Raw genomic sequence first — 24,172 nt, forward strand, 5'->3', positions numbered from 1 at the left:
AATAGCAGATTGGAATATCAAAACCTATGATAAAGACGCTTATCCATTGTATTTTCATCCTTGGGTGTTTTTATCGTTTGCTGGGTCAGAATATTTTAGAGTCTTCGTCATTCAAATTTTTAAACATACCCGGTTCTGCCAGGCACAACTATTTAGGAAAGTCTGCTATAGCTGTACCTGACGAACATATCGATCTGGTTCTCGCCAATCCTGCGCTATTAGAGTTTAGTAGTAGGGGAAAATTGTTGGCTACCAGTAGTTTGTATTTTCAATCTTTGTATGGTCATGTGGCGTATTCTATGAATAATTATAAGTTTGATATTCCTTTTGTCGTGGGAGTCAATTTTATCAATTATGGAAAACAACGCCGCATAGACATCAATGGCGTGGAATCTGGTACGATTAGTCCTAATGAGTTTTCAGCCTATATCGCAGCCTCCAAGACTTATGAGCATTATAAGTTTGGTGCTACCGTCAAATTGGCTTATGCCAATTATATTTTGGCTAACATGATTGGAGCTGCAGCGGATCTATCGATGCTGTATCGCGATGATGAGCGTCAGATATACGCTACCCTCTTACTAAAGAATATTGGTTATCAGTTTGTAGGTGATAGAACCCAAACTAGTATGACGCCATTCGATATTCAGTTTGCTATTAGCAAGAAGTTTAAAAATAATCCATTACGTATCATTATCATGACTCAAGAACTCTACCACTGGAATGCAGCTACCACTGCCGAAGAGGGAAGAGGTTATGGGCTTTGGCCGCAGAATAATTTATACCGCTTGCGAGAGCCTAGCATAGTGTCTTCTATTATGAGTCATTTTGTTTTCGGACTTGAAGTCAATATTGGTCAGGCATTTAAACTAGGCGCCAATTATGATGTCAAACGTGGCTTAGAGAACTCTTTTGATAATATGCGAGGACTTACTGGTCTGGGTCTTGGCTTCGGTATTTATACCAGAAAATTCGACCTAGGTTATTCCTTTTCGCGCTTCGGTCCTATAGGTATCAATCATACCTTTAGCTTTACGATGAAGATGAATGAATGGCTGAGGAGGTGATTGTCTAGCCTTAGAATGGCTCTATACACCTTTATAGTATTTATCACCCGAATTGTCAAGTAAAATTAGTTGGAAACATGGAAGTTTTGTTTATAGCTATACCCTTCGCTATTCTTATCTAGGCAGAAGTTTTACGAAAAGTGGGGAAGTGATGATAGTGCGATAGGAACGTATCTCGATACCTAAATTTATCTTGAAAATGAACAATTTCATTATATATTTGTGAAAAGAAAACGATTATATCGTGTTGAAAATGAAGGTGCTTTTCGGCTTCTGTACTTTGGTAGGGATCTGCCTTTATGCAGGCGAACCTTCTACACATTCCAAGAATTTTCTAGCTTCTTCTAGTGCAGCCTTCGAACAAAACCTCGGTCAAATTAAATACCCCGACGCTAAACCAGCTCCCGAAGTTAAATTTATTTATAAACAAGGAAATCTAAAAATTTTCTTGTTAAACGACGGATTGGCTTATCAGCTAGAAAAATACGAAAAGGATACACTAAATCCACTTTCCGAAGGTCTAGGACCTTCGGGAACTAAATCTTTATATCAATAATAAAGTAACAACCAATCGTTGACTATATTTATATGATAAACAGAATCTTTTTTTACTTAGTATTTTTGCTACTGCATATTAGTGGTTATGCACAGGTCAATTTTAAATGGGCAAAATCACATAGGGGTTTATCTCAAAGTGACAGGGGATATGCCACGACCCTAGATTTACACGAGAATCTATATACTACAGGTATGGCTGAAGGACGTTTGATTTTCGATCAAGGTCCCGATACTTTTGTGCGCAGATACCATAGTCAAATGTTTGTATCCAAGGTGGATTCGAGTGGTGTTTTTAAGTGGGGATTTATGTTTTCTCAATATCCGAATAATTCTTTTATTTTTATACCACCAGGTGGATATGGTATCACTACAGATTTGAAATCCAATGTATACATCACCTCTAGTTTTCAAGATACGACCGATTTTGACCTCGATACGAGCGACTATATTATACCGAACGCAACTACCAGTATCTTTATACTCAAGCTCGATGCCAATGGTAAATTCAAATGGGCAAGAGCCTTTGAGTCCTTGTGGGGTGGTGGTTTTGATATTAAGGTTGATAATCATAGTAATGTATATACCGTAGGTTGTTTTTTTAATACTGTGGACTTCGACCCAGGAGGTGGGGTATACAATTTAACGTCTGCTGGTAATTATGATATATATATATCTAAGCTAGACAGCAATGGCAATTTTATCTGGGCAAGGAGGATAGGAAGTAAAAAGGAGGATAGAGCGCATTCATTAGCTTTTGATAGATTGGGGAATTTGGTCATCGCAGGTTTTTTTTCGGATAGTTGTGATTTTGACCCTGGCACTAGCCAGTATATTGTACCAACCAATGGAGCTAAAGATGCCTTTATTCTAAAACTAGATACCGCAGGCAATTTTATCTGGGCTAAATCTGCTGGTGGTCCTGGGGATGATGTCGCCTATTCTGTGGCAGTAGATTCAAAAAATAAAGTAATCGCAGTAGGTGATTTTCAGCATCAGGTTGATTTTGATCCCAATGCAGGAGTTTACAATAAGTTATCCGCCGGTGGCAATGATATGTTTGTTTGGAAACTAGATAGTAGTGGGGTTCTTAATTGGATTCAAACCATGGGTGGAGCTGGTAATGAATATTGTAAGTCAGTAGCCCTAGATACGGCGAATAATATATACAGCACTGGAGCCTTTCAATGGGTTTCCGATATGAACCCTGGCGCCGCAAGTCATAATTTGACAGCTAGTGGACCCGAAGATCAGTTTGTAACCAAACTAGATGAATTGGGGAATTTTGTCTGGGCTCACTCAATTGGAGGTAAATTTAAGACTTGGGGGCATGGCATAGCTGTGTCAAAAGCAGGAAATATTCATACGACCGGACATTTTAAAGATTCGGTTGATTTTAACCCGACAGCTAGCACATATACTATGGTTGCACTTTTGAATAACCCTACAAGCCCTACTGGTGGTAGTTCCGAAGAAGTTTTTATATCCAAGTGGAACAATTGTGTGACCGCTCCTGTCATCATTACCTCCTCTAAAAGCACCAATATCTGCCCTAAAGATACTGTGGTGCTGACTGCGAGCCCTGCTGCGAGCTATCTCTGGAGTACAGGTGCTACTACACGAAGTATCAAAGTCAGCACGACCGATACCTTTAAAGTCACCGCTACGAACTCTACGGGATGCCCTGCCTATTCCTCCATCACAGTAAAAGTGCATCAGGATACTACTAGAATAGATAAATATATCTGTCAAGGCAAATCATTTATATTCAATGGAGATACACTCAAAACGGCAGGTGTATATCGAGATACCCTGCCGAATTTTGTGGGCTGTGATAGCCTTGTGATTCTCAATCTATATATAAAAACAGTCGATACTACTCATATCTACGATACCCTTTGCGATAATATTCCTAAGACATTTAATAACCAGAATCTGACTATAGCAGGGCTCTATCGTGATACTCTGTATAAACTCAATGGCTGCGATAGTCATATTTTCTATCATTTTATACCCAAGCCCATTTATCAGACTCCTATTAGCCGAGCTATCTGCATAGGTGATAGCAGTTTATTTGCTGGCAAATACTATAAAATATCAGGGGAATATCGTGATAGCCTCAAATCGATGCAAAATTGTGATAGCATAGTTACGCTCACACTTACAGTGAGAACAGTCGACACTAGCCATATCTATGATACCCTCTGTGGCAATATGCCCAAAATATTTAATGGGTCTTCATTGACGATAGCTGGGTTTTATCGTGATACGTTGAAAAATATCGCTGGCTGTGATAGTCATATTTTCTACAACTTTATCCCCAAACCTATTTCTGAAACAAGTCTTCCAAGAGGAATCTGTTCAGGTGATTCTAGTTTCTTCGGAGGAAAATTTTATAAGCAGTCAGGAACTTATTTTGATACCTTGACGACTGCTAGTGGCTGTGATAGTGTGTTGAAATTGATTTTGACAGTACATCCAATAGACACAAATAAGCAAGTCAAGATAATCTGTAGAGGGAATTCTTATAATTTTTATAGTCAGGTGTTGTCCAGTGCTGGAACGTATTCGCATAAATTGCTAAATAAAAATGGCTGCGACAGCATTATTATCTTGACACTTTCGATTATTGATAGCACGACTTATAGTTTTTCTCGTAATCTTTGTAAAAACCAATCATTCATATTTAATAACCAAACCTTGACTCAATCAGGCAGTTACAGAGATACCTTGACCAATTACCTCGGATGTGATAGTTTTGTTACGCTAAATCTCAGCTTTGGTCTCGTGCTCTATGATACCATACGCCATACTACCTGTGCAGGACAGCTATATCGAAGCTATACCAGCCCGGGCAAGTATCAAGAAACCTATAAATCAATTCAAGGTTGTGATAGCATTCTAACCATTTACCTCACTCATCTACCTGCTACCGAATACAAAACTATAAACCACAACGCTTGCCGTGCATTTTCCTATGGAGCACAGACCTTCACCAGAAATGATAGCTTTACGGAAACGATTAAAAACTACCTCCTCTGCGATAGTATTGTCACCAAGCACAAAGTCTATATCACCGAACCAAGACCTAGCTATCTCGCAGATAAGACGATAGATTTTTGTGAAGAAATCATACACAAAGGACAACGAAAAACCACGAGCTTCTTTACCCATGATACGATAAAAAGCTTAATACCACCCTACTGCGATAGCCTCTATCAGCCCTACCACTACCGAAGAGAACAGAGACCCACACTCACACCTCTCACTAAGCAATCCGATACCGTCATAAAAGGCGAGACAAGTACGATTCAAGTCAGGGGAGCGCAAAATTACCGATGGAATACTGGTGAACAAACACCGACCCTCCGCCCACAAATCAATGAAGACAAGACCTTTGAGGTCACTGCATGGAATCTAACGGACTGTGAAGAAAAAATGAGTTTCTATATCTACGCTATAGACCAGCCGATTATAGAATTCCCTACTGCCTTTTCACCCAATGGTGATGGATTGAACGACTATTTCACTCCCAACACCAATGGGAATATCCGAATAGAATATTTTCAAATCTTCAATCGCTGGGGCGAAAAAGTCTATGAACACTATCCATTATCCAAAGGATGGGATGGCAGCTATCTCGGCAAACCCTCCTCCAATGGACTCTATAGCTATACCCTTCGCTATTCCTATCTAGGTAGAAGTTTTACGAAAAGCGGAGAAGTGATGGTGGTGCGATAACTTTTCACATTGGATTTCATACCTACATATCTATATTTACTGAAAATATAGTTGAACCTATGCGTAAAATATTTAGAAAAAAAACTATCAAAGGTATCATAGAGAGTCACAATCTATTGGAGGAGCGAGATAAACTGCATAAGAATCTTTCGGTGATGGATTTGACATCCTTCGGTATAGCAGCCGTCATAGGTGCTGGAATATTTTCCACGATAGGAAAAGCTTGTTTTAGTGGTGGTCCTGGGGTCATATTTCTATTCGTCTTTGCTGCCATAGCTTCTGGTTTTACTGCCATGTGTTATGCCGAGTTTGCATCGCGAATACCAGCTGCAGGTAGTGCTTATACTTATGCCTATACTACTTTTGGAGAGGTTTTTGCATGGATTATCGGCTGGGCTTTAGTCATGGAATACAGTATAGGAAACATAGCCGTGGCTATCTCTTGGTCAGAATATTTTCAGTCCCTTTTAGGAAATTTAGGTCTGAGTCTACCCGATTGGCTTGGAGTGGATTATCCTACAGCAAAGAAAGCTTTTCAAGCAGGACTATCTAATAAATATGCAGCAGCCTTCGCCTCTGCCCCTAATTTGTTTGGGCTTAAAATTATAGTGAATCTCCCAGCTTTTATCATCAATATATTGATTACGGCTGTTGTATACATTGGGATAAAGGAGTCTAAGAACTTCAGTAATTTCATGGTATTTTTGAAGGTAGCGGTTATTGTCTTAGTGATAACGGTAGGTTTTTTCTATGTGGATGGAGCCAACTGGAATCCCTTTATGCCCAATGGGTTTACGGGTGTCATGGCTGGAGTGTCTTCGGTATTTTTTGCTTATATAGGCTTCGATGCTATCAGCACTACTGCGGAAGAGTGTCGAAATCCGCATTCCGATTTGCCTAAAGGCATGTTTTATGCTTTACTCATTTGTACCATTTTATACATCTTATTGGCATTAGTATTGACAGGAATAGTACCATATCAGCTTTTGAATGTAAAAGATCCTTTGGCCTTCGTATTTTTTGAAAAGGGGATGCACTGGATAGGTGGTGTGGTGAGTGTGAGTGCTATCGTAGCCATGACCAGTGTTCTCCTGGTTTTTCAGATGGGGCAGCCACGCATCTGGATGTCTATGAGTAGAGATGGATTAATGCCTAAGAAGTTTTCAAAAATTCATCCGAAATTTAAAACACCTAGCTATGCAACTATTATGACTGGTTTGGTAGTAGGGATTCCCATCTTATTCGTAGATTATGATTTGGTCATTGATTTTACCAGTATTTCCACTTTATTTGCTTTTGTTCTAGTATGTGGTGGTGTTTTATTATTGCCAGAAGAAGATAAAGACCCATCTAAATTTAGCTTGCCGAATATAAATGCCCGATTACCTTTGTTGCTTATTCTTGTCAGTCTAGTGTGTTGGGGGTTCTTTCATGATGCTGGCGCCACATATTTTAAATCCCTTTTACTCGATTATCAATGTGATAAAACATTTTCACTTTTAGGTGTTTCATTTTTTGAATATGCCGATGCGAATGTAACCAATTATGCCTTGATACTATTTTATAGTCTCTTAGTTATTTTTACAGGATTATCATTCCGAAAAAGATTTACTTTGATTCCCATATTAGGTTTGCTGAGTTGTGCTTATTTATTGACAAGTATGACTTTGATAAATTGGATTTATTTTTTGATATGGATGCTGATAGGCTTGGTAGTTTATTTTTTATACAGTCATAAGAATAGTAAACTCCATACCTAATACTTTGAAGTACCTTGTTCTCTTGCTATTCACTATTTTGTTATTCCTAAATAATGATAGCTTGGCATTATGGGAACAAGACGAGGCAGCTTATGCGGGGTTTGCCTATAATATGCTGGAAACGGGTAACTTTATCATTCCTGATTTTGAATGGAGCTGGCCTCATAGAAAGCCTCCATTTCATTTTTGGATGATAGCGGCATCATATTCTATTTTTGGTTATACTGAATTTGCTACAAGAATTCCCTCTGTCTTAGCCATATTATTTTCCTTGATTTTAGTATACTACTTTTCAAAAAGATTGTATTCTCAGAAGCTAGCTAACTGGGCATCGTTAGTTTTTATGGGAAGTCTTCTTTTGCCAGTTTATGGAAAGATAGGCATGACGGATGCTACTTTAGTTTTTTGCTTCATTGGCAGTTATTTCAGTGTATTATCATATCTGGAGTCTAAGAAAAATCAGTGGCTTTGGTGGTTATTATTTTTTACTTCTATTGGCGTGCTTACCAAAGGTCCACCGATTTTAATCACCACATTGGGATCTTTGGGGCTTGCCTTTGTTTTAGGAAAGGAACGAAGAGAGTTTCTAAAGTTGCTGATTTTTTCTATAGTTAGTTTAATACCATTTATTATCTGGGCAGGACTTTCTTGGCATCAAGATGGTGGTGAGTTTCTCCTTTGGTGGGTGGATTGGTATATTTTGAAACGAACCACAGGTACGGTGAATAATCATACTGGTTTTATAGGCTATTATTTGCTAATTTTTATCCTCTGCTTCCTTCCTTGGATGCTTTTCTTACCACATGCATTGAAGCGACTATTTCTTGATTTTATCAAACGCGAGAAGTCTAGCCAATTGTTGTTCCAATCGACTTGGTTAATTTCTGGATGGTTATTTTATGAAGTCTTGACGAGCAAGTTGCCATCCTACGCCTTTGCAGTCCTTCCTATATGGTTTATCTATATAGCACAATCCATCATTAATTTTAAAACCAATTCTTCTAAGTTTATACGCTATTCTTCGCTAGCACTCGGTGTCTTTTTTATAATTGTCGGCTTCGGTATATTTGTTTTTAAAAACAAGATTCCATTTGATAATCTCGAGTTAACCTACCTACTTGTGATTTGTTTGTTGTTTATTTTTGGGGTTCTCTATCTGATCCAAATTAAAATTCCATGGCTACAACATCGCTTACCGGAGATAGCATTTATTTTCGCCTTTGGACTTCATTTAATAGCTTGGGGCATAGCATTACCCGCCTTTGAATCCACTCGAAGATTCCCTAAAACTATTAGTGAGAAATTGGTGTCCTTAAATTCTTCTCCGAAACATGTTTATTTTTCTGCGGACTATTCTATGTCAAGTTTGCCTGTCTATTTGGCTTGGAATGGATATCGATTTAATACTTCTCCTAGAGAAAATTACGACCAGCATACCATGGATACGCTTCGATATTCTCGTCACAAGCTCTTTATGCTTCAGCGTAGAAATCTTCATTGTTTAGATAGTATTCTGGACTCCTTTAAACTAACTACTATATACGGATTTAAAAGTGATAAAGGCTTTGTAGATACTTTTTTTATAGCTGAGCGAAAAGGTCTCAAAGCTTCCCAGCCTTGACCTTAAATGGATTGATTGTATTTCGCATTAAATAAAATCCGAAAAGGGATGGAATTAATAGATTGATTATCCAGATCAAGTAATTAACTGCCATAAGCTGAGCAAAGTTCTTTGTATATAGACTGAATACGAACAAAACTAAATTAGCACGGATACCTACATCCAGAGCTCCCATAGAGGGTATGACAAACTGAGCTAAGAAATAAACACCGCAGAGAACATAAAATTCTAGTTGAGGGAAATCATTGAAGAAGATAAACATCAGTAACCAATACTGTGTCACGAAAATAAAAAAGCGAATAGAGCCTATTCCGATTAGCGTTAGTTTTGTAGCTAAATTATAATGTAAAAATTCCCCGATAGTTTCGAATATACTGCGCAGAGATTTTACTTTAGCGAGAAAGTTAATCATAATCTCTGGTTTGAGGTACATAAATAACCAAAATAGTACGTCTATGAGAGATATGAGAGATATGATACCTGCTATAGATAATCCGAAGGAAAAAATGTTTATTTTTTCTTGAGACAAGAATCCATGAAAATGAGCATAAGTTAGAAATATGAGCCCAACCAATGGGGATGCTACCTTTTGTACTATACTGACATAATATGCAACTCCTGAACCATGTATCCGATTCTCTGATTTTAATACTAAAGGACGGCCAGTCAATTCACCTATACTGGCCGGGAAAATAAGATTTAAGGCATTACCATATAGGATACCGCGATAGGCTAACCAATAGCTAATTTTTTCAACACGCTGAACACAGAGATAAAACTTCAGTGTCTCGAATCCCCAATTGAAGAAAGTAAGAAATACAACAAAAAATAAATAGTATAATTTATCAGAAGCAAACTCGCGCTGAAATATTTCTAGGGTCTCCTGAAATCCTTTTTCGGAGAACTTTGAATACAAATTGTAGAATAGGAGAGCAGCTAAACCAAACTTTAAGATAATGACATTTATCTTCTTATGTTCTTTCCAAAAGGCTTTTAGTTTGTCCAAAGGATTTAGCTAGATGGCTTTTATTTTTAGACGTTGAAGCGGAAATGCATAATATCCCCATCCTTGACCAGATATTCTTTCCCTTCTACCCTCAATTTTCCTGCCTCTTTTACCTTTGCCTCACCTCCTAAACCTATAAAATCTTGATAGGCGATGACTTCAGCTCGTATAAACCCTTTTTCAAAATCGGTATGAATGACTCCAGCAGCCTGAGGAGCAGTGTCTCCTTCATGAATAGTCCACGCTCTAACTTCTTTGACACCTGCGGTGAAATATGTGATTAACTTCAATAAAGAGTAAGATTTTTGAATCAATTGTTCTACCCCAGATTGTTCAAGACCTAAGTCTGCTAAAAATGCTTTTCTGTCTTCAAAATTTTCTAACTGAGCTATATCAGCTTCTATAGCAGCACTGATAATGAGTACTTCTGCATTTTCGTCTTTCACGGATTTTTTCAATGCTTCTACATGTTCATTGCCAGTTTTAGCCGAAGCTTCATCCACATTGCACACATAGAGAATAGGTTTATTGGTCAATAAATTAAGTGTTTTAACGATCCATTCTTGATCATCTCTAAATGCAATTGTTCTAGCAGACTTTCCATCTTCTAGACAGGCTTTATATTGCTGGAGTAGTTCCATAGCTGCTATAGCTTGCTTGTCACTGCCTACCTTAGCCTGCTTCTCATATTTTTGCATGGCTTTCGTAACCGTTTCTAAATCCTTTAACTGTAGCTCTATATCGATTACTTCTTTATCGCGAACAGGATTCACACTTCCATCGACATGGATAACATTGGCATCTTCAAAACAGCGTATAACATGCAATATGGCATCGGTTTCTTTGATATTACCTAGAAATTGATTGCCTAGTCCTTCGCCCTTACTGGCTCCTTTGACCAGACCTGCTATATCTACGATTTCTACCGTTGTAGGCACAAGTTTTTCAGGTACTACAATTTCTGAAATTTTTGTCAATCTTTGATCTGGAACGGTAATCACACCTACATTCGGCTCTATCGTGCAAAAAGGAAAATTGGCAGCTTGTGCTTTTGCATTCGTCAATGCATTGAAAATTGTTGATTTCCCTACATTTGGCAATCCTACTATCCCACATTTTAATCCCATCTTACTTACTAACTTTTTTGAAATATTTAAAAGTACAAATGTAGATGAAAAAATTTATTTATTAATTCTCTCTAGTAATGCGACTTGAGGCGAAATTATTCTTAGTTGACTAGAGGCATGTGGTTAAACATAGTATTTCTAGGATTTTTGGTATTCCATGTATAACTTTATGACCTCCTTAGCTTCTTGTACATCATGAACTCTCAGTATATTAGCTCCATTTCTCAATGCCTCAAAATGAAGGGCTGTAGTGCCATTTAAGGCTTCCTGTGGCGTATTTCCTAGACATTTATATATCATGCTTTTTCTGGATATACCTACTAAGATCGGACAGTTAAATTCTTGAAATATAGCTAGGTTCTTAAGAAGTGAGAAGTTATCCGTTTGACTTTTCCCGAATCCAAATCCGACATCCAATATAATATCGACGATACCTATTCTTCGCATCATGTGGAGTCGTTCACTAAAAAAATACATGATTTCTTGTATTAAATTCTGATAATCAGGTTTAATTTGCATATTTTGAGGCATACCTTGCATATGCATTGCTATATAGGGAACACCATACTTTTTTGCTACTTGCAAAATCTTTGGATCTTTCAGCCCTGCAGTGATATCATTAATGATACTTATTCCATTGTCTATTGCATATTCTGCTATTTCACTTCTATAGGTATCGATGCTGAATATGGTCTTAGGAAAGTTTTTAATTAGTTCTGGCAAGATACTTCTGATTCTTGAGAGCTCTTCGTCTAAAGGCAATTCTTTACTATAAGGCCGTGAACTCATAGCTCCAATATCGATGATATCAACACCATCCTTTATCATTTTTTCGGTTTGTAAAAGGATATTTTTCGTTGTCGAATAAAAGCCACCATCATAAAATGAGTCTGGTGTAAGATTTAGAATCCCCATGACTAAAGGTTGATCGATAGTGAAGAGAGAACCCTTTATATTTATATTGAAACTGTGCTGTATTGACCTATCTTTTTTCATTAATCTATGTTGATTTCCTAGTTGACAAAAGTAAGGATTAATTTAGCTTTAACTTTTTCAATTATATTTGCAATTCAAATATGAAAAATTCAACAGAAATTTCTTTTAAAAAAATCATAGCTGACTGCAAGGATGTCTTTTTAAAGAAAAATCAAGATTATGGTATCTCTTGGACTATTATGCGCTTGAGTTCATTGACCGATCAAATTTTTATTAAGGCTAAGCGTATTCGCAATATTCAGGAGTCAAAGAAAAATGTCATAGGAGATACACAAGAAGAAGAGTTTCACAGTATAATCAATTATTGTATTATGGCTATGATAATAGCTAGTCATGAAGAGCAAAGATTAAGTGCTATGTTGTTTGAAGACCTTAAAACGAGCTATGAAGAGATAGTGGATGATACTCTGAATTTATTGCAGCGAAAAAATACAGATTATGGTGAAGTTTGGCGAGATATGCGAGTTTCCTCTATGACGGATATTATCTTAGCTAAGCTCCTTAGAATAAAGCAAATCGAAGACAATCAAGGTCAAACCTCCATTTCAGAAGGAGCTTATTCCAATTACCAGGATATATTAAATTACTCTATTTTTTGCATTATTAAACTCTCTGAAGAGAATCTGGGCTAGTTAAAATTTGTCTTAAATTGCACATTTTATTAGGTAATTTTATTTTATTTAAAAAATGTAGCATTTTCTTTAGAAAAAATTAATTGTTGGAAAAAAAGTTATATTTTTGAGACTTTTAAAAATATCTTTGCGATACACAAATTTAAACTAAAATTATGAAGAAATTCAACTTAGTATTATTCTCATTTTGCTTTATAGCCTTGCTTGGATTCATAGCGAGTCGACCGATGAAAGGTTTTGAATACATGGCTTCGTATAAAAAATCTAAAAAGATGCCATTGGAAAGTAGAATTGAAGGTAGGGCAGTAGAGCGTGCTAATCAGCTTCGCAATGTAGTTACTGGCATAGTGGATGAAAATGATTGGTATAAAGCTTTAGCTGAAATCGAGGAACTTTCTAACAACAGATTATCTGCACGCGGTGAAGAACTAGAGTGGGAAGATCAAGGTCCAAGTCAAGTAGGTGGAAGAACACGTGGATTTGTTTTTGACAAAACTAAAGAAGGTAGAGTATATTGTGGTGGTGTTTCTGGTGGTATGTTCGTTTCTGAGAATCTCGGACATAATTGGAAACCAGTAAAAAATATGACAGATGTATTCAAGGTGATGCCCATCGGATGCATGACTCAATCAAAAGACGGAGACATTTATGCAGGTACAGGAGAGTTCTGGGGCAATAATCCTGCTGGTAGCTTTGGCTCTCAGTTCAATGGTAATGGTATCTATAAGAAAAAATTCGATGAAGAAGAATTTGTGCACTTGACATCAACCATCAATGGTTCATTGACCAATCCTCAACCGGCTCAGTTTAAGCAAGTTTTGGATATTTCTTGCAATCCCTTGGATAACGATATCGTTTTTGCAGCTACTGATAATGGTATGCAAGTTTCAAAAGACGCTGGTGCAACGTGGACGAAATCAACAGCTGTTCCTAACGTAGTAATAGCACAAGTTGAGTTTTCACACGATGGCTCTGTTATTTACGCTGCTTGGGGTGGTAAGGTATATAAATCAACGAATGGCGGTACATCATTTGTTGATTTGATTGGCACTAGAACGCAGTTTACAGCTGAAGTTGCATATGGTAAACAGCATATAAGAATTGCCGTTTCATCTACGGATCCTAATAAGATATATGCTTGTGGTATTAATTCTTCTCGAGGAGGTGATCTGAAATATGTTATTCTATCCGAAGATGGAGGTACTTCTTGGGAGTTAATAGGAAAATCAGATGCTAGCTTTAGTCCATTGTGTTCCACATTAGGTTGTCAAGGTTTTTATGATTTATGTTTGGCGGTTCATCCTCGTGATGATAATAAAATATTTCTAGGAGGTTCTGTAAAAGCCTACGGCTGGTCTAGAAATCAGGGATGGGTTCAGGCTTCCAATTGGAATTCACCGGCAATTCTTGGCTTGAATTTGGTTCATGCTGATAATCATGAATTTGCTTTTCATCCTACCAGACCTGATACTATGGTTATTTGTACAGATGGGGGACCTTATATAACGTTCAATTCACTTTCTTCTTTTCCTAATTCTACTTGGAAGCCAATATTTACTGGATTAAATATAACTCAGTTTTACGATATGGCAGTGAATAAGTATGGAGAGCTTGTGGGAGGAACACAGGATAATGGTACCCAGTTTATTACACTGACATCCAAAAACAATGTAGCATTAGAGATTAGTGGGGGTGATGGATTTGATTGTGCTATTTCCGCAGCTAATAATTATCAAACGGCCTACACCTCGGTTTATAATGGTTCTGTATCTAGAACTACTGACCTAACTACTACTCGCAAGGCATTGGCTGCTGGTTGTGTAGAAGAAGGTGGAAATTTTTCGAATGTAGGTTTTCATACTCGTTTAGGTTTAGTGGAGAAAGTTAAGGTGAGCCCAGGTGTTTTTGATGAGGTTGAAAAATCTTTCTTATTTATTTTTAATGATAATGGACAATATACCATTTCAACCAATGCTCATATTCCTTCAAAACCTACAGCATTTACTAACTGGGAGTCTGGGGGAATTGGTGATATCTTAGGTATACACAGTACCAAGGATATAAGCACAATTTATATCTACGGTACAGGTGGAGTGAGAAAAAACACCACACTGGCTAGTATAGACTCTTTTCCTGTAGATAATTCTACAACCAACCAACCTTGCCTAAGAAGACCAAATCTTATGTGGACTACTCTATCTGGAATTACAGGTCCTGTAGGTGGCTTGTACGTTCACCAAACGAATGCTAATTATGTTGTAGCTACACAGATAGGCTTTGGTGGTACTACCAAGGTGTTTTTATCGACAAATGGTAGCAGCTTTGTAGGTAAGCAAGGCAACTTGCCGGTGATGCCAGTTTATACCTGTGCCATAGATCCAGATGATGAAAATCATGTGGTGGTAGGTACCGAATTTGGTATCTGGGAGACAGAGGATATCAGCGCTGCCTCACCTGTATGGCGTGAAGCTAACAAGAATATTGGTCGCGTACCAGTATTTAAACTTCGGGTAAATTATCTTAATGATGAAAACTGTACGGTACTATATGCAGGTAGTCATGGACGTGGATTCTGGAGAGTTCCATTTCCATTCAAATCTACATGTGACTATACGAGAAAAGTTCGCAGTGGTATAGATTATATCAATAATATAAACATTAAATTTGATATTTATCCTAATCCTACCACTGATAAAATTAATATATCGTTTGAATCTAAGAAGGTAGACAATTATACCATAGCCATCTATGATATGGCAGGCAGAGTTGTGAAGAGAATGGCATATCGTGCGATATCAGGTGATAATATGATCAATACCGATGTGAGTAATCTAAATAACGGTAAATACATAGTTCGAGTAGAAGATGGAAATAATATCGTAGGAGGAAAGATAATTGTCAAGAATTAAATAAATTTTCATTTTTTAAGCAAGAAGGCAGCCGTATTGGGCTGCCTTTTGTTTTTTACTATCCGAATTTCTATTTTAAGTAGGCATTAAAAATTGAAAAGATTAGCGCAATGGTATTTGTATTATTTTATACCGTAAGCGTATTAGTAATAGTCCAATGTCGCATGGCTCATTGCACTAAACAAATACAGCTACGGCATTTACCATAGCAAGGTTTTAAAATGGGTTGGACCATTTTAAAACCGCTATTGGTATTACATGGATATTATCACGAATTAAAAACTTCTACTGTATTTTTTTAGCAAAGTTTTACTATGGGTTTGACCATATGAAGTTGTAGTAAATGTATGATTTTCAAGCTAAATTCGGACTTTTTTGTCAACTTTTTATTGCAGAAAATTAAGCAAATTTATATATATTAAGCATTAAGCTGTTTATTTTTTTTTATTATCTAGTAAAATCAATTTAAAAATTTCGAGGTTGGAACAAAGTCATTTTTTTAAGTGTATTGACTAGAAATTAGCTATCACCAAATTAAAAATTAAATTTATGAAGAAACTCAACTTAGTATTATTTTCTATTTTATTTATTGCATTATTAGGTTTTTTAGCTAGTCGTCCAATGAACAACTTTGAGTATATGGCTGGTTATAAAAAGTCAAAGAAGTTGCCGCTAGAGACTAGAATAGAAGGAAGGGCAGAAGAACGCGCCAATCAATTACGCAATGTAATCACTGGACAAGTGGAAATACAGGATTGGTACAATGCTCTTGCTGAAATCGAAAAACTGTCAGGTAATAGATTGCCTGCTAGAGGTGAGGAATTAGAATGGGAAGAGCAAGGTCCTAATCAGCAGTCTGGTAGAACCCGTGGATTCATTTTCGATAAAACCAAAGAAGGTAGAGTATACTGTGGTGGTGTCTCTGGAGGAATGTTCGTATCTGAAGATTTAGGACATAATTGGAAACCCGTTAAGAATATGACGGATATTTTCAAAGTGATGCCGATAGGATGTATGACCCAATCAAAGGATGGCGACATATATGTAGGTACTGGGGAATACTGGGGAAATACTCCAAACGCAGCATTTGGCTCACAATTTAATGGACATGGAATATATAAAAAGAAAGCAGATGAGGAAGAATTTACCCATCTTACGTCTACGATTAATGGGTCTTTGACAAATCCTTTGCCTTCTCAGTTTAGACGCGTTTTAGACATAGCTTGCCATCCGTTAGATAATAATATTGTTTTTGCCGCAACAGATCAAGGTATGCAAGTTTCTAAAGATGGTGGAACTACATGGACTAAATCTACAGCGGTGCCTAGTTCAGCAGTGATAGCTCAAGTAGAATTTTCGCATGATGCTACTGTTATTTACGCTGCATGGAATGGTAGGGTACATAAATCAACAAATGGAGGGGTATCTTTCACAGATTTGATCGGCAATAATAGACCAGAATGGACCGCAGAAGGCAATCAACATGTAAGAATAGCTGTCTCTGCTACTAATCCAGAAAAGATATATGCATGTGGTATCACTGGAACTCGTGGAGGTGACCTCAAATACGTTATTCTATCCGAAGATGGAGGTGCTTCTTGGGAGTTGATAGGAAGGTCAGATGCTAGCCTCAGTCCACTTTGCTCCTCTATGGGCTGTCAAGGTTTTTATGATTTATGTCTGGCTGTTCATCCTCGTGATGATAGGAAAATTTTCCTTGGGGGGTCTATAAGATCATATTCATGGTCTAGGAGCACCGGTTGGGTACAGGCTACTAATTGGACATCTCCTGCTTCATTAGGATCCAATTTAGTTCATGCAGATAAGCATGAATTTGCTTTTCACCCTACAAGACCCGATACCTTTGTAGTTTGCACAGATGGGGGACCTTATATAACTTTTAACTCTTTTTCTTCATTCCCAACGCCTAGTTGGAAACCAATCACTACCGGTTTAAATATAACTCAGTTTTATGATATGGCTGTTAATAAGTATGGGGAACTTGTAGGAGGAACACAGGATAATGGAACACAATTTATTACCCTTACAAATAATAATAATATTGGATTACAGATACTAGGAGGGGATGGTTTTGACTGCGCTATTTCTGCAGCTAATAATTATCAAACAGCTTATACTTCTTTGTATTTTGGGTCTGTATTTAGGACAACAGATCTTACGTCTGCTAACAAGTCATTAGCGGCAGGTTGCGTTTCGGAGAGAGGAGCGTTTTCAAGAGTTGCATTTCATACAAGACTTGGATTAGTAGAAAGAATCAAGGAACAACCAGGATTATTTGATGAAGTAGATAAGTCATTTCTTTTTATTTTCAATTCATCTGGTGAGTATACCATTTCATCGAACGCTCACATACCAACCCAACCCACGGCATTTACAAATTGGGAAAATGCTGGTTTAGGTATTATATATGGAATTCATAGTACAAAGGATATCGGGACCGTATATTTATATGGTGCTGGAGGAGTTAGAAAAAATACAACACTCAAAGATTTAGACTCTTTTGGAATAGATTTATCGGTTAGAAATCAACCTTGCCTGAAAAGACCTAATTTGGCATGGACTACTCTATCTGGAATTACAGGTCCTGTAGGTGGCTTGTACGTTCACCAAACGAATGGGAATTATGTAGTTGCTACACAAATTGGCTTCGGCGGTACAAATAAGGTTTTTTTATCGACAAATGGTAGCAGCTTTGTAGGTAAACAAGGAAACTTGCCGGTGATGCCAGTTTATACCTGTGCCATAGATCCAGAGGATGAAAAACATGTGGTGGTAGGTACCGAATTTGGTATCTGGGAGACAGAGGATATCAGCGCTGCCTCACCTGTATGGCGTGAAGCTAATAAAAATATAGGACGTGTTCCAGTATTTAAACTTCGGGTAAATCACCTCAATGATGAAAATTGTACGGTACTATATGCAGGTAGTCATGGAAGAGGATTTTGGAGAGTTCCATTTCCTAAAAAAGGTTCTTCTATTTGTACTTATGAAAAGAAGGTGCGAAGCGGAATAGATTATATCAATAATGTAAACATTAAATTTGATATTTATCCTAATCCTACCACAGATAAGATAAATATATCGTTTGAATCTAAGATGGGAGCGAATTATACGATAGCCATCTATGATATAGCAGGCAGAGTTGTGAAGAGAATGGCATATCGTGCGATATCAGGTGATAATATGATCAATACCGATGTGAGTAATCTAAATAACGGTAAATACATAGTTCGAGTCGAAGATGGAAACAATATCGTAGGAGGAAAGATAATTGTCAAGCATTAAATAAATTTTCATTTTTTAAGCAAGAAGGCAGCCGTAATGAGCTGCCTTTTGTTTTTTTAACCCATATAAGAATTTTATTCGACTTAGCTTTGTTTTATAAATTCCTCACTTTTATAATGAAAAAACTGTATTTAGCATTAGGATTGTTTTCTTATATTTCATTATCAAGTCAGAATCCTTCTGATTTAATTCAATTCTCAGGTAACACTTTGATATCATATAATGACTCTGTAGAGCCAGTTGCTTTTGTGACTATCAAAAATAAATCGCGAAGGTCTAGTGCCTATTCAGGGCCAGATGGTTTTTTTTCATTGGTAGTGAAAGGAGGAGACACTGTTGAGTTTTCAGCTGTAGGATTTAAAAAAAGTGTATTAATAATACCTGAAAATATAAAGCGCGATCGTTTTTTTGCAACGCAAGCTATGATTCGTGATACGAATAGGCTCAATACCGTAGTTATAGTTCCATGGAAAAATGTAGATGAATTGAAAAGGGCAGTTTTGGATTTAGATATTAGTGAAGATGACCTCGTCATAGCTTATCAGAATCTTCAATATGAGCGGTGGACCCAGATTCGCGATGGTATGATGCCAAGTCTAGCGGAAAATAGAGCAGGTTATTTACAACAGCATAATCAAGATAATCTGCGATTGAGTACTGGATTGATGCCTGCTAATAATATCGCGAATCCATTTGCATGGGCCGAATTCATTAACTTTTTAGGGAGAAATAAGAAGAAGAAAAAAACGGTAGATACGGAAAAGTATTAGACTAGAAAATCTTATAATAGTCTTTAGTCATATTCTTATACTCCTCTGAAAACAGACCATTTTCACCCTTGATAGTGATTTCTTCTGCTTCATATTCCATGTGAGAATGTCCTTTTTTTATCTCTAATAAAACTCTTAAAGGTGATTTATTGAAAATGGTTTTTAGTGTCATAATGCGGGATATAAAGCTTTGATTTTTTAAAGCTATCCCCTTTATGATATTTAAATCATTAAATGGAATTATAATTGCGAGTACCCCGTTTTCTTTAAGACGTGAAAGTCCTATTTCTAGTAGAGTTTCATAGTCAAGTGTATCCGTGTACTTGGAAAGAATATTTCTAGGTTTGGTTGATTTCCATTTTGTTTGAAAATATGGGGGATTGGAAATGATAAGATCAAAGGTTTTTGTTGGATTTTGAATATTAAAATCCTGTAAACTTATATTTAGAGCGGACACTTGAGCTGCTTTATTGATGGCTATGTTCTCCAAAGTTAAATCATAAGCATTTTTATCTATATCGATGGTGAGGATATGAGATGATTTATCAATTCTTTGAATTAATCCAAGACTTATTACTCCTGAGCCAGAGCCAATTTCCAGTATTTCAATATTAGGTGTTATCGTTACCCAGACCGTAAGCAAAACTGCCTCTGTATTGACTTTAAATACAGAGGCAGCGTTTTGTTTTATTTGAAATTGCTTGAACTGAAAGATTTCCAATTATAGCGTAGGTATTTTAATTTTCTCCCCTTTCTTCAAGGGCTCGTTTTCTCCTTTATTATTGAGACTTTTAAGAACTTCTACTGGAATATTTAGTTGAATACTTGCTGTAACTAAGGTGTCTCCTGGTTTTGCTTCATAATAAGTATAGTTTTTAAACTTTGGATTAGATTCTACATAAACATAAATTTCTTGATCTACTTTTACATCAGTAGATTTGAGGTTATTCCATTCTTTCAAATCATTAATTGAACAGTTATATAATCTAGTTAATTGCATTAGGGTTTCACCTCTTCTAATTTTGTGAACCAACACATTTTCGGTAACTGCACTGACGGCTTGATCATCGCTTTTTGTTTTTGAATCTAGGGCGAACTGCGGTTTTACGATTGTTTCTGTTTGTTCGACTTTCAATTTTTTCCCTACAAACAGATTTGATTGACTGCTTATATCATTCCATTCTTTTAAATCCATTAAGCTTACACCATATTTATTAGCTATGGCAGTCAAGTTTTCTCCTTTTCTAACCTTATGATAGATTGTTTTTTTCTGTACATCCGTTACTTTTACAATTTTATAGTTTGGAGACGAAGCGGTTGATAGTTTTTTAGGTTCTTCCTCTTCATCATTTGTTTCAGATTCAGTTACAGGATTGCTAGCAAATGCCTTAGGGTCTCTTCTTGACAGAGTCGTCGCGATTTCTGATAACGATAACTTTTTATCGTCAGAAGGTTTATTATAACTAACTATGTTTGCAGCAGTTGCTATTGAGTTAGGTTCTGGTATTGAATTATTCGCCAATAATTCTTCAGAAGTAACAGGAGGAGTGAATGAAGGATTATAAATATATGGATCTAGTGCAAGTAAGTTTCTTTTCTCATTGAATTTTAATGCAAGTTCTTTAGGCATAACCAGACCGTAGCCAACATCAACCTTAGGAATAATTCCTTTTTTCAATGCTGGATTGTACTTGCATAAATGTTCTTCGGTACAGCCGATTAACTCTGAAATGTATTTAAGGGATTGTTTGTCATAAACTTTTTCAATCTTACAAGCTTGGAAATTCAATAAAGGCTTACCCGGACTCAGTTTATATTCTTTGGCATAATGCATAGCATAGGCAATAGCTATAAATGAAGGGACATAGTTTTGAGTTTCTCTAGGTAACCTGTGTTTTATCGACCAGAAATCATAACCACCAGAATTTCGAATTGCTTTATTGACATTGCCAGGACCAGAATTATATGCAGCTAGTGCTAATAGCCAGTCTCCGTATATATTATACAATTTTTTTAAGTAAATGGCAGCATGTTCTGTTGATTTATAAATATCACTTCTTTCGTCCACTAAGGAATTGATTTCCATACCTTCATGCTTAGCCGTACCATGCATAAACTGCCATAAACCTGTAGCACCTACTCTCGAACGAGCTTGTGGATTCAAGGCACTTTCTACAATGGCCAAATATTTTAACTCTATTGGTAGATTGTGTTGATCTAAAACCTCTTCAAATATTGGGAAATATGTTTTAGAAGCTGTCAACATCCTAGTCATGTAATCACGCTTTTCGTATAGGAAATATCGTATGATTCTACCTACTTCTGGGTGAAATTTCATAGGTATCGTAGCAGGGATTGCCAAAATTTTCTTATGCATCTCTTCGTCTGTATAATAAGGCAATTGACCTTTATCAATAAATATTTGCTGTCTTAGGGCTTCTTCATCTACCACAGACTTATCTTTTAAAAGAAACTTGGTCGTTAATTCTTCTAATTGTTCATAATTAATATAGTTTTTCGTGTTTTCATCATAGGTGAAATTTCTGCTATCATATTGAGAATTAGCTTGTAGAGCATACAATATGCTTGAAAATAGGACTATGACTTTTAGATTCATTATGGGTTGATTTTAAAATTACTTTAAATTCTTGACCTACAAACTTAGTGTAAGAAGTCTTTATATTTCCTTTTTACTTAATTGTTAATTAACAAATATATACATTACTAGACAGTTTGCAATAAAAAAATCAAAATTATCTTCTGAATTTCAAGTATTCATAAAATCTGGATTAGATTTGGCGCCTATTTTATGCATCTAATTATGCAATTACGGTTTTATAAATATCAGGGATGTGGCAATGATTTTGTGCTCATAGATCAGCGTAAAGCCATAGCGCTACTGACCATAGATAAAATAAAGTACTTGTGCGATAGACGATTCGGTATCGGAGGCGATGGCCTCATGGAACTTATAGAAAGCGACCGAGGAGATTTTGAAATGCGGTATTATAATAGTAACGGTAAAGAAAGTAGTTTTTGTGGGAATGGAGGACGATGTATCGCTCAGTTTGCAAGGGATTTGGGAATCATTCAGAAAAATAGTACAAAGTTTATCTTTAAAGAGAAAGTCTATACAGCAGATTATTTAGAGAACGGTTTGATTTCTTTAAAGATGCAGGACGTAAAGGGCATTGCCGAAATGGGTGAAGACCTTTATTTTTGCACGGGGAGTCCTCATTATGTACATTTCTCGCAAGATGTAGAGACAATTGATTTAATACCATATGCCAGAAAAATTCGGTATTCAGAAAAATTTCCCAACGGTATCAATGTCAATATTGTAGAAAAAATAAATGATACGACTATCAAGATGAGAACCTACGAACGGGGAGTAGAGGATGAAACCTATAGCTGTGGTACAGGAGTCACGGCAGCTGCTATTGCCCTTCATTTTAAAAAACTATGCTCAGCCAATATAATATCTGTTCTCACCAAAGGGGGCAGTTTTAGTGTCGAATTCGTAGAACAAAATGGTCTTTATACCAATATTCATCTTATTGGCCCAGCAATGAAGGTTTTTGAAGGTAGCATAGAAGTATAAAATAGAATGCTTCAAACAACCTTTTATCCATTTTCCTATTCATTATTATTGTTTTTAATATACTTTTGCTTATCCAAATTTTTCACACAGTAAATGGTCTCAGACAGTGATTACGATATATCAAACCATAGACAACAAGCTCACCGAGGTAGAGGAGATGAGCAGTGGATGCTGGGTAAATATTTATCCACCATTTGACTACACAGCTATCAATGAGATATCTGAAAAGTTAGGAGTTTATATCGAATATTTTACGGACGCCTTAGATATCGATGAGCAGTCGAGATATGAAGAGGATGATGATACTAAATTTATATTGCTGAACATTCCTGTCAGAAATGAACAACTTGTTAGGGATAAGCGAGCCAGTTTTATCACGATTCCGATTTCAATAGTGATAAAAGATAATATAGTTATCACAACATCGCTACATAAAAATCCCATCATTGATAGTATTATTACGAAGTCGATACGTAAAAATTTATTTCATGATATTCCCGATTTAGTTTTAAATATCTTCGATAGAAATACCGACTTCTTTCACTATTATCTAAAGCAGATCAATATTCGCTTCAATGATATTGAGAAAATTTTAGATACACAAGCTACCAATAAGGATTTCGTATCCATTTTGCAATTACAGAAATCGCTCATTTATTTTGAGACCAATCTCCGCTCGAATAACTTGATGATGGTCAAAATGAAGCGCACGAATTTTCTAGAAACCAGAGACCATGAAGAATATGATGATTTTTTCGATGAAGTTATCATAGAAAATCAACAAGCCATTGAAATGACAGAAGTATATTCTCGTATTCTAGATAGTTCTATGCACACCATATCTACTATCATTTCCAATAATGTGAATACCATAGTGAAACGCCTTACGGGAGCCACCATAATTTTGATGTTACCGAGTATCATCTCCGGACTTTGGGGGATGAATGTACCTGTACCTTTTGGCTCTCATCCTTTCGGTTTTACTTTCATTACTGCCTTTACAGCCTTATTGATCATAGGTACAGTTTATTTATTTTTCAAGAAAAAATGGATTTAACCCATATAATTCTTGTATAAAATT

16 protein-coding genes are annotated in these 24,172 nt (G+C 36.5%); 11 read left to right on the top strand and 5 right to left on the bottom strand.

Going from position 1 to position 24,172, the window contains the following annotated elements; all coding sequences use genetic code 11:
• The first annotated feature begins 26 nt into the window (after nt 1–26).
• The 5 genes from JNL75_07520 (at nt 27) to JNL75_07540 (ending at nt 8,744) form a co-directional block, all read left to right on the top strand.
• Nucleotides 27–1,067: a PorV/PorQ family protein gene (locus tag JNL75_07520; protein ID MBL7789655.1), complete on the top strand. Its 1,041-nt coding sequence runs from the start codon at nt 27–29 to the stop codon at nt 1,065–1,067.
• A 253-nt stretch (nt 1,068–1,320) separates the two neighbouring features.
• Nucleotides 1,321–1,623: a hypothetical protein gene (locus JNL75_07525; protein MBL7789656.1), complete on the top strand. Its 303-nt coding sequence runs from the start codon at nt 1,321–1,323 to the stop codon at nt 1,621–1,623.
• Between the two features lie 32 nt (nt 1,624–1,655).
• Nucleotides 1,656–5,363 carry a gliding motility-associated C-terminal domain-containing protein gene (locus tag JNL75_07530; GenBank protein MBL7789657.1) on the top strand — a complete coding sequence of 1,236 codons (3,708 nt, stop codon included), beginning with the start codon at nt 1,656–1,658 and terminating at the stop codon, nt 5,361–5,363.
• Nucleotides 5,364–5,422: 59 nt separating this feature from the next.
• Entirely contained in the window at nt 5,423–7,123 is a 1,701-nt protein-coding gene (locus tag JNL75_07535) for an amino acid permease (protein ID MBL7789658.1), read from the top strand.
• A 37-nt stretch (nt 7,124–7,160) separates the two neighbouring features.
• On the top strand, nt 7,161–8,744 hold the full coding sequence (locus JNL75_07540) for a glycosyltransferase family 39 protein (protein MBL7789659.1): 1,584 nt from the start codon (nt 7,161–7,163) through the stop codon (nt 8,742–8,744).
• Here JNL75_07540 and JNL75_07545 read toward each other — a convergent pair.
• From JNL75_07545 to folP, 3 genes are all read right to left on the bottom strand, one after another.
• The gene (locus JNL75_07545; GenBank protein ID MBL7789660.1) at nt 8,725–9,750 is read right to left on the bottom strand and encodes a hypothetical protein; all 1,026 of its coding nucleotides are present in this window, start codon (nt 9,748–9,750) and stop codon (nt 8,725–8,727) included. The genes JNL75_07540 and JNL75_07545 overlap by 20 nt on opposite strands.
• Before the next feature lie 26 nt (nt 9,751–9,776).
• The gene (ychF, locus tag JNL75_07550) at nt 9,777–10,877 is read right to left on the bottom strand and encodes a redox-regulated ATPase YchF (GenBank protein ID MBL7789661.1); all 1,101 of its coding nucleotides are present in this window, start codon (nt 10,875–10,877) and stop codon (nt 9,777–9,779) included.
• 138 nt (nt 10,878–11,015) lie between these two features.
• A complete protein-coding gene (gene folP / locus JNL75_07555; protein ID MBL7789662.1) occupies nt 11,016–11,873 on the bottom strand; it encodes a dihydropteroate synthase in 858 nt (285 codons plus the stop codon).
• Between the two features lie 80 nt (nt 11,874–11,953).
• Between folP and JNL75_07560 the strand changes: the two genes are divergently transcribed.
• From JNL75_07560 to JNL75_07575, 4 genes are all read left to right on the top strand, one after another.
• Nucleotides 11,954–12,505 (top strand): DUF1599 domain-containing protein, encoded by a 552-nt coding sequence (locus tag JNL75_07560; GenBank protein ID MBL7789663.1) that lies wholly within the window; start codon nt 11,954–11,956, stop codon nt 12,503–12,505.
• A gap of 155 nt (nt 12,506–12,660) precedes the next feature.
• Nucleotides 12,661–15,414: a T9SS type A sorting domain-containing protein gene (locus tag JNL75_07565; protein MBL7789664.1), complete on the top strand. Its 2,754-nt coding sequence runs from the start codon at nt 12,661–12,663 to the stop codon at nt 15,412–15,414.
• A 549-nt stretch (nt 15,415–15,963) separates the two neighbouring features.
• Nucleotides 15,964–18,720 carry a T9SS type A sorting domain-containing protein gene (locus JNL75_07570; protein MBL7789665.1) on the top strand — a complete coding sequence of 919 codons (2,757 nt, stop codon included), beginning with the start codon at nt 15,964–15,966 and terminating at the stop codon, nt 18,718–18,720.
• Between the two features lie 116 nt (nt 18,721–18,836).
• The gene (locus tag JNL75_07575; protein MBL7789666.1) at nt 18,837–19,490 is read left to right on the top strand and encodes a hypothetical protein; all 654 of its coding nucleotides are present in this window, start codon (nt 18,837–18,839) and stop codon (nt 19,488–19,490) included.
• Between the two features lies 1 nt (nt 19,491).
• On the opposite strand, the gene JNL75_07580 is transcribed toward JNL75_07575, so the two are convergent.
• Together JNL75_07580 and JNL75_07585 are read right to left on the bottom strand one after the other, a co-directional pair.
• Entirely contained in the window at nt 19,492–20,211 is a 720-nt protein-coding gene (locus JNL75_07580; protein ID MBL7789667.1) for a methyltransferase, read from the bottom strand.
• Complete coding sequence (locus tag JNL75_07585; GenBank protein MBL7789668.1) at nt 20,212–22,107, bottom strand: transglycosylase SLT domain-containing protein; 1,896 nt, start codon at nt 22,105–22,107, stop codon at nt 20,212–20,214.
• 204 nt (nt 22,108–22,311) lie between these two features.
• On the opposite strand from JNL75_07585, the gene JNL75_07590 reads away from it, so the two are divergent.
• Both JNL75_07590 and JNL75_07595 read left to right on the top strand, forming a co-directional pair.
• The gene (locus JNL75_07590; GenBank protein ID MBL7789669.1) at nt 22,312–23,091 is read left to right on the top strand and encodes a diaminopimelate epimerase; all 780 of its coding nucleotides are present in this window, start codon (nt 22,312–22,314) and stop codon (nt 23,089–23,091) included.
• A 106-nt stretch (nt 23,092–23,197) separates the two neighbouring features.
• A complete protein-coding gene (locus tag JNL75_07595; protein ID MBL7789670.1) occupies nt 23,198–24,148 on the top strand; it encodes a magnesium transporter CorA family protein in 951 nt (316 codons plus the stop codon).
• The last annotated feature ends 24 nt before the right edge of the window (nt 24,149–24,172 follow it).

This window comes from Chitinophagales bacterium (assembly GCA_016787225.1).
GTDB lineage: Bacteria > Bacteroidota > Bacteroidia > Chitinophagales > JADJOU01 > CHPMRC01.

Excerpts from the sequence above, each read along its gene's own strand:
- ychF (MBL7789661.1), bottom strand. The coding sequence starts at position 10,877 with ATGGGATTAAAATGTGGGATAGTAGGATTGCCAAATGTAGGGAAATCA.
- JNL75_07590 (MBL7789669.1), top strand. The coding sequence starts at position 22,312 with ATGCAATTACGGTTTTATAAATATCAGGGATGTGGCAATGATTTTGTG.
- JNL75_07520 (MBL7789655.1), top strand. The coding sequence starts at position 27 with ATGATAAAGACGCTTATCCATTGTATTTTCATCCTTGGGTGTTTTTAT.
- JNL75_07585 (MBL7789668.1), bottom strand. The coding sequence starts at position 22,107 with ATGAATCTAAAAGTCATAGTCCTATTTTCAAGCATATTGTATGCTCTA.
- JNL75_07565 (MBL7789664.1), top strand. The coding sequence starts at position 12,661 with ATGAAGAAATTCAACTTAGTATTATTCTCATTTTGCTTTATAGCCTTG.
- folP (MBL7789662.1), bottom strand. The coding sequence starts at position 11,873 with ATGAAAAAAGATAGGTCAATACAGCACAGTTTCAATATAAATATAAAG.
- JNL75_07535 (MBL7789658.1), top strand. The coding sequence starts at position 5,423 with ATGCGTAAAATATTTAGAAAAAAAACTATCAAAGGTATCATAGAGAGT.
- JNL75_07575 (MBL7789666.1), top strand. The coding sequence starts at position 18,837 with ATGAAAAAACTGTATTTAGCATTAGGATTGTTTTCTTATATTTCATTA.
- JNL75_07570 (MBL7789665.1), top strand. The coding sequence starts at position 15,964 with ATGAAGAAACTCAACTTAGTATTATTTTCTATTTTATTTATTGCATTA.
- JNL75_07560 (MBL7789663.1), top strand. The coding sequence starts at position 11,954 with ATGAAAAATTCAACAGAAATTTCTTTTAAAAAAATCATAGCTGACTGC.
- JNL75_07525 (MBL7789656.1), top strand. The coding sequence starts at position 1,321 with ATGAAGGTGCTTTTCGGCTTCTGTACTTTGGTAGGGATCTGCCTTTAT.
- JNL75_07530 (MBL7789657.1), top strand. The coding sequence starts at position 1,656 with ATGATAAACAGAATCTTTTTTTACTTAGTATTTTTGCTACTGCATATT.